This window comes from Saccharothrix sp. CB00851, assembly GCF_001905065.1.
In the GTDB taxonomy this organism is placed as follows: domain Bacteria; phylum Actinomycetota; class Actinomycetes; order Mycobacteriales; family Pseudonocardiaceae; genus Actinosynnema.
Window position 1 is genome coordinate 20,572 of the sequence record NZ_LWLC01000036.1, and the last position, 11,651, is coordinate 32,222.

Consider the following 11,651-nt stretch of genomic DNA (forward strand, 5'->3'; position numbering starts at 1 on the left):
GGTCCTCTCGCTACCGTCGCCGGTTGAAAATGTTGGTGCCCGCCACGACGAACTGCTCGGTGAGGAGTTCGCGCACCTTGTGCCCTGGCAAGCTGGTTTCGTTCGCTACCGCCCGCACCGCGCTTGCCAGCGGAGCACCGGGGCGGCCGTCGAAGAACTTCTCGACGGCCTTTCGTACGCGGCTGTCGTCGGTGATCGCCGCTCCCCGCGCCGCCCACATCTCGTTGCCTGTCCGCTCGAGCGTCGGGTCGAGTCTCATCAACAAGAGGGCCCGCTCGGCACCTCCCACCTCCGTGAGCTCGGGGACGGCCTCCGCAACGCGCTCGGGCGTCGCGGGACCGCGGCCGATCAGGAAGTCGCGGATCTTCGAGGTGATTGGGCCGGTCATACTTCTTCCTTGAGCGGGAGGCGCAGCTGGGGGTCGGTCGCCTCGCCCCGCGAAGTATTCTTCGAACGCCGGATGCCCTTGACCGGCGTGAGCTGCAGGGCCGGCCAGATCGCGGCGACGCCGTCGATGGCCAGCGGGTCCTGCGGCTCCAACCACGCCGAGTGACCAACGAGCTTGCGCTCCTTCCGGTTCGCGGCCTCGTCGATGATGCGGCCGAAGATCGCGTAGAAGTCGCGGGCGCGTCGCGTGACCGTGCCCTTGCTGTAACGGAAGCTCCAACGCCGCAGAACGCTAGCGACGACGTCCGGGGTCGGCACGTCGTCGCCAGTCACGCGCATGACCTCCTCAAAGATCGCGCGGCCGCGAACCCCTTCGAGGATCACGCGAGGCTCGAAGCGAGAGCTGACGTAGCGGCGCCCCAGGCTGGTCGGGCGGGTCGCATCCTCCTCGATCAGCCGGGCCCAGCGCGCGGCCGCCAGGTAGTAGTGGACGTTGCGGAGGTTCTTGAATCCGATCTTGTGCTGGAGCCACGTCGGGTCGTCCTCGCCGAACACGACCATCTCGACTATGCGGTTCAGCGGGGCCAGTTGCGTGGCTTGTCGTACGACCCGATCGAGTGACGACAGGTTGCCCCCCGGCACGACGGCAAAGCGGGGTGCCGACCCGAGTGCCCGCGTGAGCACATCACGCCGCACAAGGCGACTCCAGCCCCCAGGAGAGCTCATGCTCGTCGCCACGGCGTTCACGGCGTCGCCTTCCGGAGGTAGTCGTCGGCAGCTTCGATGAGCGCGGTCCGCGCCAGCAACGCCTCGCGGCGACGCTGCATCGCTCGGGTGAGCCGGGTCTCGAAGTCCTCTCGCCAGACTTGACCCAGCACCGGGACGAGCAACTCGTCGAGGTCGCGCTTGTTGACAAATCGCTGCACGGACCCGGAGGAGAGCAGCCGGAGCTGCGTGCGAACGAGGGGATGGGCGAGCGCGACGGCGAAGACGCGGGGCGTCTCGTGGAAGCGGAGGGCGGTGAAGGTGGCGCTCCCGAGGAGCGGCTGCTCCTCGGGTCCGAGCTCCTCGTCGAGGTAAGCGACCTGGTCGCCCGAGCCCGTCGTGCACAGCAGGACATCGCCCACCTCGAGCCGCTGCCGCATGCGAGAGGACAGGTCGGACAGGGGCCGAACCTCGCCGCCCTCGACGAGGAAGGTGCTCTCGTTCACGTCGTCGGCCTGAACGGCGAAGACCTCCTCGTCATCGGCGAGGCCACGAAGGCTCGTGCCGGCGGGCTTCGCAAGCTGGAGCAACGACCGCATGGCCGACGATGCTGCCGAAGAATGGCGGAACACGCGCCCGCGGTTGAATGGGACATCCCATCGGTCTGCCAGCTGCGATCGGAGAACCTTGATGGCGCTGCTTGGGGGCCTGACCCCGGAGACGCGGTGGTCTATCTCGGTGTGGATCGCCGTCACCACCGCGTTGAACTCGGTGCGGGCGCTCGCGGTCAGGTCGACGGCCTGCTGGTACTGCAGCCCGAGCGACTCCTGCAGGCTGAGCGGGGGCAGCGGGACCGGGAGGCGCGCGATGTCCGAGAGGCGAAGGCGCGGCAGCGCCGACGAGCCACCGCGGTACGCGAGGTCACGCAGGATCCGGTTCAGCGTCGGCGTGCAGAACACGGCGGCCAGGTACTCGGGCAAGACCGCCGGCCGGGGCCGGATGATGGTTAGCTCCGACGACACGGCGAGCTCTGCAGGCATCCCCGACTGGACCGCAGCCGCACGAAACGGCTGGGCTGCCCGCGTGAACAGGACGTCGTTCTCCTGGACATTGATCCACTTGGCGGCGGTGCCGTCGACGTGGGTCATGCCGCTCAAGTCCAGCTCGCAGGGCCGCACGTTGTTCAAGCGGAGCATCGGGATCCCCGATGCAGCCGAAGGCAGTCGAGCCCCGTCGTGGATGGACTCGACGATATCCTCGAGGCTAACGTGTCGACTGCCCTCCGAGCTCATCGTCGACCGCACCAACTCGCGCCCGAGGTAGAAGGCCGGGTCGAGGCGAACGTGCCGCTTGCCGAGGTCGGCGCGGGAGAGCGTGGCTACGCGCATGCGGACACCTCCCGTTCGAGGAAGTCGTCGAGCTTCGACCGCGCCGCGCCGATGTCGCCGCGGAGGTCGTGCGCCTCCACGTCGACCATGAGGATCGGGTAGTCGTCGGCGGGCGCCGGCTTGCGGAGCATCACGACGGAGCACTTCACCCCCGTGCCGCGGAAGCAGGTTCCGGCAGGCAGGCTGACGACCGCCAGCAGACGTGCGTGTTCGAGCAGCCACTCGCGGAAGTCCGCCTGCCCGGCGCTCGAGAGCAGGCCTTCGGGCAAGACGGTGACGAGGAGAGCGCCATGGGCCATCGCCGCAAGCGCGTGCTCGATGAACAGCAGCTCTGCAGGCACGCGGCTGCGCGCCTTGCCTCCGCGCTTCGACAGCTCGAACCGGCCCAGCTGGGCTCCGCTCAGCTGGAGGCCGAACGGCGGAACGACGATCACGCCGTCGTAGGACCCATCGAGGTTCGACTGCAGGAAGTCAGCGAACACGCGCTCGACGCTCGGAAGCAGGCGCTCCAGCAGCGGCTCGAGTAGGCGAAGCTCGGCCGGAAGAAAGATCGTGCCCTCCGCGCCGAGGAGCGCGGCGATCTCCGCCCCCGCTCCGCCCGAGACCAGGAGACGACGAGCGCCGAGCTGATGTGCGCGCACCAAGGGCGCCACGCTCTCAGTCAGCCCGGAGAACTGGCCCTTGTCTGGAAGCAGTGAGGACAGCGCGACGACGAGACGGACCAACTCATCGGGCGCGTTCGGGCGGAGTCGAAAGCCGGCCAGGAGCGCAGCCGCCATGCGGAGCGGTTCTACTGCGACCGACTCGTCACCACCGAGACGCGAGACGGGCACGCCGCCCGTGGGGCGGACGAGGTCCGGCCCGAACACCTCATCGCCATCCAGGCGTGCGACTATCTGCGCGACGCCCAGCTTCGCCGCATCACCGTGACGGGCGGCCGCGCGAATCAACTGCCCCCAGGCGCCGAGGACACCTGCCGACGGGAAGTGGCTGCGGTCGGCGACGGGCAGTGCCCGCACGGGGACGAGCCCCTCCTGCTCGCGAGCGTAGAACGACGGATAGCTGCCGCCGTCGACGATCACGAGTGCGTAGCCCTCGCCCGCGAGGAGCTCGAGGTAGCGGTCGGACACATCACCGCGCTTGGGGCGAAGGAGCACACCGCGCTCGCCGCCGAGCATGAACTCCCCAGCGAGCGCCAGCCGCCCGATGACCGGCTGCGCGGCGTCGGTTACCTGGACCCCGAGGCTGCTGAGGTAGGTTCTCGCGTCCAAGACCATCTCTCCATCACGCGCTCACGCGCCCATTGGGTTTCGACAGAGTAGTCAGGACGAGAAGTGCAGTCAAGAGCCATCACGCGCTCACACTCCCAATGACTCCAGAGGCGGCCCCGCCTCGCCGTAGCGGGGGCGCATCAATAGTTCCAGTCTGCGGCTGCGCACGACCGGCACCCGGACACTCGGACCAGCCATCGGTGAGTTTCTGGAACTCGTCGCGCCGGCGAGGCGTCGTCCACGCCGCCGACGACCTCCACCACGCGGTGGCAACCCGGGCCGCTGGGGACTGGCGCTAGCGCAGCACGCTGGCCGATGCACCGAATCAATGCCTGGTACGTCAGTGGAAGGCGCCCAATGCCCGCACCGTGTCCAGCACAAAGACCTGGGCGCGGTGACCGGTGCGGTCCAGCCGAGCTGGGCCGGAGTTGTCGTGGCGGTCGGCGTCCGCAATCGTCCGTTACCCCGCAGGGCGTGGTGTTCGGCGGCGCACCCGGATCCGCGCGTCCGGCGCGACGAACACGAGCACAGTGCCCACGGCCAGAGCCAGCAGGGCGGGAGTCGGCCTGGCGCCGGGATGGCTGGGATTGCGCTGAACGCGGCCGCGGGTCGGGTCGTTCCCTGGGCAGGTGCGGCCGGAATACACCGCCACCAGCGGCGAGGTGCGCCATCAGAAGTACCGAGGTGCTCGTCGTGGTACATGACTAGTAGGACTTTGTTAGGTCGAATGATGGGACGTGTCGGCGGTGTGATCTTCTGTGATGGTGACTCCGGAGGAGATGGCGCTGGTTCGCCCGGTGATCGAGGAGTTCGCCGCCGACATGTTCGACGGGTTCGCCCGTCGTGACCAGCAGGCGAAGGGCGGGCTGTATCTGCGTGGGCTGTTGTCGGACGGCAAACGCAAGTCGATGCAGCCGATGGCCGAACGCCTCGGGATCGATCACCAGCAGTTGCAGCAGTTCGTCACGACCTCGACCTGGGATCACGTCGAGGTGCGGCGCCGGTTGGCGGTGTGGGCCGGCGGGTTCGTGGACCCGGACGCGTGGGTGGTCGACGACACCGCGTTCCCCAAGGACGGCAACGCGTCGCCGGCGGTGGCGCGGATGTACTGCGGCGCGCTGGGCAAGACGGCGAACTGCCAGGTCGGGGTGAGCGTGCACGCAGTGACCGACTGGGCGTCGGCGGCGGTGGACTGGCGGTTGTTCCTGCCCGAGTCCTGGGACGACCGACTGGTCGGTGATCCCGCCGAGGCCGCCGGGGTCCGGCGTCGGCGCGAGCGGTGCGCGATCCCGGACGCGGTGCGGCATCGGGAGCAGTGGCGGCTGGCGCTGGACATGCTCGACGAGATCACCGGTGATTGGGGACTGCCCGCGCGGCCGGTCGTCGCGGACGCTGGCTACGGCGACGCCGCCCGGTTCCGGCAGGGGCTCACCGATCGCGGGCTGACCTACGTGCTGGCGGTCAGGCCGACCGCCAGCGCCCACCCCGCCGCCGCGGAACCGGTCACCGCGGCCTACGGCGGCGTGGGCCGCCCGCCGACGCCCCACTACCCGGATCCGCCGACCGATCTGAAGACCCTGGTGATGACCGCGGGCCGGTCTGCTGGCCGATTCGTGGTCTGGCGCCACGGATCCCACAAGACCGCCGGCAACCCGACCGGGCGGATGCGGTCCCGGTTCCTGGCGTTGCGGGTCCGTCCGGCCAACCGCACCATCCCCAAAGCCGCGGACGGCAGCCTCCCCGAATGCTGGCTGCTGGCCGAATGGCCGCCCGGCGCGCCCGAGCCCACCGACTACTGGTTGTCCACCCTGCCCATCGACATCCGGCTGCGCGACCTGGTGAAACTGGCCAAGATCCGCTGGCGGATCGACCACGACTACCGCGAACTCAAGGACGGCCTGGGGCTGGACCACTTCGAAGGCCGTTCCTGGATCGGCTGGCACCGCCACGTCACGCTGGCCTCGGTCGCCCAGGCCGTCTGCACGAAGCTGCGCCGCACCCCAAAAGCCCCTGCGCAGGCCTGACCCTCTACGCCGTCCTGCGCCGACTCCAACGATTACTCGCGGCCTGGGCCGGGATCTGCCACACCTGCCGACAACCCGTCCGGGTCACGACCAGCCAACAGAAACCGCAGCTCAACAGCACCTAACAAAGTCCTACTAGATGTCGATATCGATCCAGACCGCAGCGTGGTCGGAGGCGCCGTGGCGGGATGTCTCATCGTGGGCGCCGCAGGCCGCTCGGCGATCGGCACCCTGGTCGACCGCGCCAGCCACTACCTCCTGCTGGTCCACCTACCCGCCGACCGCACCGCGGAGGCCGTCCGCGACGCCCTCATGGCGGTGCTCGGCCGATTGCCCGAGCCGTTGCGACTCACACTGACCTGGGACCAGGGCTCGGAGATGGCCTGCCACGACCAGATCGCACCGCTCCTGCGCGAAGGGGTGTTCTTCGCTCATCCGGGAAGCCCGTGGCAGCGCGGCACGAATGAGAACACGAACGGGTTGCTGCGTCAGTACTTTCCGAAACGCACCGACCTCTCGGTCCACACACCGGCCGACCTCCGGACCGTCCAGGACCGCCTCAACAGCCGCCCGCGCAAGAGCCTCGGCTGGCGCACACCCTCGGATGTCCTCCAGGACGTACTGGCATCATGATCCAAGAACGTTGCGATGATCACTCGAATCCGCCCGGGCGCCGACAGCAGAGGGCTGGGTCAGAACGGGTCGTTGGAGCCGGTGCTGCACGCGCTGGTGCCGCAGGTGTTGCCGCAGCCGTCGCTCGTGTCACACATCATGATCACGAGCTGGGTGGTGGACTCCACCACACGCATGTCGAGCTCGAATTCCGTGTCGTCGACGGCGGAATCCTCAAGCTCCGGCTGTCGACGGTCAGCGTTGACGACATCGGTTTCACTCCTCACTTTCGGGGTTGTGCAGGGCATCCGGGCCGGCTGCGGTGTTCGCCGCCTGCGGCCAGGAGATCGCGACCAGGCCGTGCGTCTTCTCCAGCACCGCCGCGCCCTCGCCGATCCGGGTGCGGTCACTCCCGGACGGCCAGTAGACGAATGTGGGAGCCGCGTCGCGGGCTTGGCGGTCCCACGCCTGGATCTGTTCGACCATCGCGGTGGCGGCGGCCTCGCCGTGTGCTCCGTACGCCCGCGCCCCGAACTCGACTCCGGCACCGTCCAACGCCCGGCGCACCGCCAGGTAGGCGAAGGAGTCACCGCGCACGACGCCGAAGGGGAACCAGCTCTTGCGTTCGGCGGCCAAGACGGTTCCCTCGTCCACGTCCAGCTTGCAGAAACCGGGCAGGAAGCCTGCGAACCACAGGCACAGGTCGGCGAACGACACGCCGTGCCTGACCGTGACACCGGACCAGACCTCGGTGCGCTCGGTGGCCAGGACACCGTCGAGCAGGCTCATGTCCTCCGGCACGTCGCCGTCGAAGCGGAGCTTGACGTTGTGGCCGTGCACGTCAGGCAGCAGGAAGATCCGCTCGTCGTGCGCGCCCGATCCCTGCATCGCCACGAATCCGCACACCTCGGCCGAGGTGCTCATCAGGTGGTCGCCTTCACGACGGAACGCGATCGAGCGGGTGATGCCGTTCATCCGCAGCGGGACGACGATCGTGCCGTCCTCGGACAACTGCTCAAGCCAGGTCGGCGAGAGGTCCCACGCCCCGACCGTCACGAGGATCGCGTCGACCGGCTCGTGCAACTCGGGCAACGGATTCTCGGCGTCGGCCTGCACGACCGTGACCCGGCTGCCGTACCCGGTGGCGTCCAGCAGAGCGCGGGCCCGGTCGGTCACCTCCGGGTCGATGTCCACACTGACGACACACCCCTGCGAACCGACGACCTCGGCCAGCAGCGCGGCGTTGTAGCCGCCGGACCCGATCTCCAGCACGCTCATGTCGGGGCCGAGTCCGGCCTGCTCGATCATCCGTGCCTGGATGAACGGCGCGCTGGTCGAGGAGATGATCACTCCGTCCTGGTCGGTCTTGATAGCCACCGAGTCGGCGGCGTTGTAGGCGACCTCCAGCGGCGTGCCCTCGGCAACGAACAGGTGCCGCGGCACCGTGCGGAAGGCCCGCTCCACGACCGGCGAGGTAATCATGCCGTCCGAGAGGAGCTTGTCCGTCAGGGCGTTGCGGATCTCATCCGCCCGGTCGGAGTCGGCGGACGGACCGGTGTTGTGGTCTCGCAGTGTGTTCACCTGATTACCTTTTCAGTGGATTCCGCTGTGCGGGCACGGCTCGCGGACGTGGTCATGCGACCGGAGGAACGCGCCGCATCGGGGGCGGCGCGTCCCTCCGGTCAGTGATCGGGCTGATCCCGATGTAGTTCTTGCGGCACGTGGCGTCGGCGTAGCGGCCGGGGTCGTCTCCGAACTCGGCGAGCACCCGGCTCCGAGAACCTGTCCCAGTCCGGATTGGGACAGGACGATCTCAGCGTCCGGGTGCCAGCCAAAATAGGTCATGACCTGCCCTTACAGGGCCTTGACCTGCTCCTTCAGGGTGGTCAACACCGCTACGGCCGCACGTGTGGTGGCCGCGTAGGCTGCGGTGATCACCGCAGCTTCCCCAGGTGACCGGCACGCAGCGCGGCCCGGATCGCCGCGGCCTTGGCATCGACGTCACGCCGACGGGCACGCTTGAGCGCCACGCGGATTCGCACGACGGTCAGCTTCGCCGCGGACTCGGGATCGGGAGCCTTGGCCAACAGCTTCAGCGTGTCGGCGGCGTCCAGGTCCTCGAACGCCTCCAGCGCGGCGGGAAAGTAGTCCCGCAGCGCGTGCCGCAACCGTTGGGTGTGGCGGGTGCGTTCCAAGATCCCTATCAGGCGATAGTATCGGACTCGATCAAGGCATGATTAGCAAGGACCGATCGGCTCGCCCGCTAGCGCAGTTTCGACTTGTTCTCCTCGGCCATCTGAAGATCGTCCAGGAAGCTAATGAACAACATGTATGCGATCTACTCGATCGCCTCCAGCGGTTCGAGGATCCTGCTCGATCAGAAGGCACCCAGGCACGATCGATCCTGCTCTTGATCTCACCCGTGATCACCGCCGAGGGCTAGCTGTATGAGGCCAGGACGTTGGTGACGCCGGTGTGGAGCCGTGTGGCTGGTGGCCGGTTTCCGGCGGCGGTGTGGGGGCGATGGTAGTTGTAGTGCACGTTCCAGACCGCGAGGGCGTCGGTGCGTTGTTGTTCGCTGGTCCAGACGTGGGCGTAGAGGAATTCCTCGCCCAGGATGCGCTGGTAGCGCTCGACCTTGCCGTTGTGCCGTGGGGTGTAGGGCGTGATGCGCTGGTGGCGGGCGCCGCGCAGGACGGTGGCGAAGTCGTGGGCGCGGTAGCAGGAGCCGTTGTCGGTGACGACGCGGTGGATGTGGTCGATGCCGTGGGCGGCGAAGAAGGCCCGTGCGCGGTGGGTGAAACCGATCGCGGTGACGGCTTTCTCGTCGGGCAGGGCTTCGGTGTAGGCCAGGCGGGGGAACCCGTCGACCGCGGAGTGCAGGTAGGTGTAGCTCCGCTGCTTGCCGGGGCCGGTGTTCTTGGCGCGTTCGACCTGTTTGGCTCGCTCGCTGCCCCGGCCGTGGATCCGCCACCCGCCGCCGTCGGGGATCACGCCGACCTTCTTCACGTCCAGGTGGACCATGTGACCGGGCCATCGGGCGACGATCCGGCGGGGCACGCGGTTGTTCTCCCCGGTGGGGTCGAGGAACCGGCGGCGGTTGAGCCCGAGGTGGGCCAGGTGCCGGCCGACCGTGCGCACCGACACGGACGTGCCCTCGGTGGCGAGTTCCAGAGCGATGCGGCGGGCCGACCACTTGCGCTCCCGCCGCAGCCGTTCGATCCGGACGACCACCTCGGCCGGGGTGGCGGTGGGCTGCCGGCGCGGAGCGCTGGGACGGTCGGCCGAACCGGCCTCGCCGAAGCGGCGATAGCGGTTGACCCATTTCGAGGCGCACTGCCGGGAGATGCCCATCTCGGCCGCGACATGGGCGATCGGGCGGGTGCGGCAGCGTTGGACCAAGCGGTGACGGCCTTCGGCGGACAGCGGGGCGTTACGGTGGAGCACGGACGGGTCTTTCTGCTCGGCGGATGTGTTGGTCGCACTTCTCATCCTGCCGCCGAAAGACCCGTCCCCCGTCTCAGGCCCTACCAGCTGTCACCAACGTCATGACCCACAACAGCTAGCGGACCACTCCCAGCAGTTTGCGGTTTGACCAGGCGAGATGCAGGGCAGCCGCTGCGCCGGGAGACAGGCGCCTGGACTCGGCGAGCCACGTCAGCGTGTTCTCCTCGAACGGGAACGCTCGCGCGGGCATCGAGCCCTCCGGGTTGGTCTCGACGGCGTTGGCGAACAGCTCGTCGTAGGTGTCTGGTGCGATGATCGCGACAGTGAGAATGTCTCCGGCGAGAGTAAGCGCGTCGAGTGTGACGCCGAGACAGAACACCCGGATGCGGCCATCGTGCAGCGCCTCGTCCATTCTGGTGAACGGTTCCAGCTTGTCGTATTGGATCGGCCTACCGGAGCCGTCGTATTCGTCATGGCCCAGCAACTCTTCGGCGTACTCGCGCTGGATGTTGCGCCAGAGCGAGAAGTCGGCCGCTACGGCGGCCGGGATCACGGACGAGGGCTGAAAGATGCCTGCGGGCAGGAGATGCACCATCCCACCGCCGCCCGCAACGCGGGCGGAGTCGCGTTGGTGCAGGACGACGCTGGGACTGTCGCCAGCCCGGATGGTCAGGGTGCCGATCGCTCCCATGAGCGGTCGACGGCTCAGGTCGAACGGGTCTGCGATCAACTTGCGGAACGTCAGCCGTCGCATGGAGGCGCGTGGCATGACAGCTTCGCTGTCGCCGTCGATGGCGAGGTGGCGGGCGGCGAATTCGTGAGCCAGTGCCTCATTGGTGTCCACAGCATCGAAGAAGCCCATCTGGCCGAAGCTCATCCGCGGCTGGGTCCAGTCGAGCCCGAGCAGGCGGAAGCAAAGCCGGTTTTCGAACAGGCGTGGCGCGGCGAGGTCGCGGATCGCGTCGTGGTAGCGCCGGTAGCGGGCGTCGATGGTGGCCAAGGGGCGAACCGGGGCGCTTTCGGGCTCTTCACCAGTGACCGTGGGCTCGGCGACCACGGAGTCCAACGTCAGCGTGATCTTGTCCAGGGGTACGGGCTCGGCGGGTATCCAGGCGGGCAAGCTGATGGCACCTGTGTTCTTCAGCCCTGGGATGCGGTGGTCCCGGTACAGGGATTCAGCGAGCACCGCGAGGTCGCGGCGGCGCCTACCCAAGGCCGAACGGATCTGGCGCCACTCGTCCTGGCCGTGCTCGACATGCGGTTCGGCAGCCGCTGGCGAGGTGGCGAACGTGAGCGGCACCGGGAGGGCCTCGGGCTGGTCCTGCTTCGATCGGACAGGCCCCGGCCTGCGAAACCCGAGTTCGTCACCCGCGCAGCCGAAGAATTCGGCGAGCAGCCGACGATAGAAGGGCTGCGGCCACAGGACTTCGCCGCGTTCCCACCGTCCGACCGTTTTGGGTGTGATCTGCGGGTACTTGTCGTGGCGGGAGGCCGCGAGGTTGGTCAGCTCGTCGGCCAGGTCTTGCTGGGACAGCCCGGCCCGCTCGCGAAGGTCGATCAACACGGTGTTCGGTACGCGCGGCTCGACGGTTGGCACAGGTTCACGGTAGGCCCTGCCATCCCAGCGGACCGGGAATGTCCCCTCAATGTCCCCGATCTGGCCCAACACTGGGCACTGATGGTGGTCGTTCTCCCCCCTTGCCGACTGGTGAACTCGTAGCGTCGTCACGCCAGGTCAGACGGGGGATAGCGCCAATGGGTGATCAACGCCGGACGGACAAATGCTCGACGCTCGCGGCCCTCGTACTGGAGATTCC

General features: G+C 68.3%; 11 protein-coding genes. 2 read left to right on the plus strand and 9 right to left on the minus strand.

What is annotated here, in order from left to right:
• Positions 1 to 10: 10 nt before the first annotated feature.
• The 4 genes from A6A25_RS31335 to A6A25_RS31350 are packed head-to-tail and all read right to left on the minus strand — an operon-like array spanning position 11 to position 3,751.
• A complete protein-coding gene (locus A6A25_RS31335) occupies positions 11 to 388 on the minus strand; it encodes a hypothetical protein (RefSeq protein WP_073896406.1) in 378 nt (125 codons plus the stop codon).
• The gene (locus A6A25_RS31340; protein WP_143193529.1) at positions 385 to 1,134 is read right to left on the minus strand and encodes a hypothetical protein; all 750 of its coding nucleotides are present in this window, start codon (positions 1,132 to 1,134) and stop codon (positions 385 to 387) included. Before A6A25_RS31340 ends, A6A25_RS31335 begins: the two co-directional genes overlap by 4 nt.
• Positions 1,131 to 2,480, minus strand: coding sequence for a hypothetical protein (locus A6A25_RS31345; RefSeq protein WP_073896409.1), 1,350 nt, complete (start codon positions 2,478 to 2,480; stop codon positions 1,131 to 1,133). Before A6A25_RS31345 ends, A6A25_RS31340 begins: the two co-directional genes overlap by 4 nt.
• Positions 2,471 to 3,751 (minus strand): N-6 DNA methylase, encoded by a 1,281-nt coding sequence (locus A6A25_RS31350; protein ID WP_143193530.1) that lies wholly within the window; start codon positions 3,749 to 3,751, stop codon positions 2,471 to 2,473. The genes A6A25_RS31345 and A6A25_RS31350 overlap by 10 nt, the downstream gene beginning before the upstream one ends.
• A gap of 764 nt (positions 3,752 to 4,515) precedes the next feature.
• Here A6A25_RS31350 and A6A25_RS31355 point away from each other — a divergent pair.
• Together A6A25_RS31355 and A6A25_RS31360 are read left to right on the plus strand one after the other, a co-directional pair.
• Complete coding sequence (locus A6A25_RS31355; protein WP_380734301.1) at positions 4,516 to 5,775, plus strand: IS701 family transposase; 1,260 nt, start codon at positions 4,516 to 4,518, stop codon at positions 5,773 to 5,775.
• A 198-nt stretch (positions 5,776 to 5,973) separates the two neighbouring features.
• Positions 5,974 to 6,408: an IS30 family transposase gene (locus A6A25_RS31360; protein ID WP_198932926.1), complete on the plus strand. Its 435-nt coding sequence runs from the start codon at positions 5,974 to 5,976 to the stop codon at positions 6,406 to 6,408.
• A 59-nt stretch (positions 6,409 to 6,467) separates the two neighbouring features.
• On the opposite strand, the gene A6A25_RS31365 is transcribed toward A6A25_RS31360, so the two are convergent.
• The 5 genes from A6A25_RS31365 to A6A25_RS31385 form a co-directional block, all read right to left on the minus strand.
• On the minus strand, positions 6,468 to 6,674 hold the full coding sequence (locus A6A25_RS31365) for an FxLD family lanthipeptide (protein ID WP_198932927.1): 207 nt from the start codon (positions 6,672 to 6,674) through the stop codon (positions 6,468 to 6,470).
• Positions 6,664 to 7,968 carry a methyltransferase, FxLD system gene (fxlM, locus tag A6A25_RS31370; RefSeq protein ID WP_073896414.1) on the minus strand — a complete coding sequence of 435 codons (1,305 nt, stop codon included), beginning with the start codon at positions 7,966 to 7,968 and terminating at the stop codon, positions 6,664 to 6,666. The genes A6A25_RS31365 and fxlM overlap by 11 nt, the downstream gene beginning before the upstream one ends.
• 353 nt (positions 7,969 to 8,321) lie before the next feature.
• On the minus strand, positions 8,322 to 8,582 hold the full coding sequence (locus A6A25_RS44940; RefSeq protein ID WP_073896415.1) for a hypothetical protein: 261 nt from the start codon (positions 8,580 to 8,582) through the stop codon (positions 8,322 to 8,324).
• Positions 8,583 to 8,826: 244 nt separating this feature from the next.
• Positions 8,827 to 9,834 (minus strand): IS481 family transposase, encoded by a 1,008-nt coding sequence (locus A6A25_RS31380; RefSeq protein WP_143193531.1) that lies wholly within the window; start codon positions 9,832 to 9,834, stop codon positions 8,827 to 8,829.
• Positions 9,835 to 9,949: 115 nt separating this feature from the next.
• Entirely contained in the window at positions 9,950 to 11,431 is a 1,482-nt protein-coding gene (locus tag A6A25_RS31385; RefSeq protein ID WP_241829006.1) for a helix-turn-helix domain-containing protein, read from the minus strand.
• Positions 11,432 to 11,651: the final 220 nt, after the last annotated feature.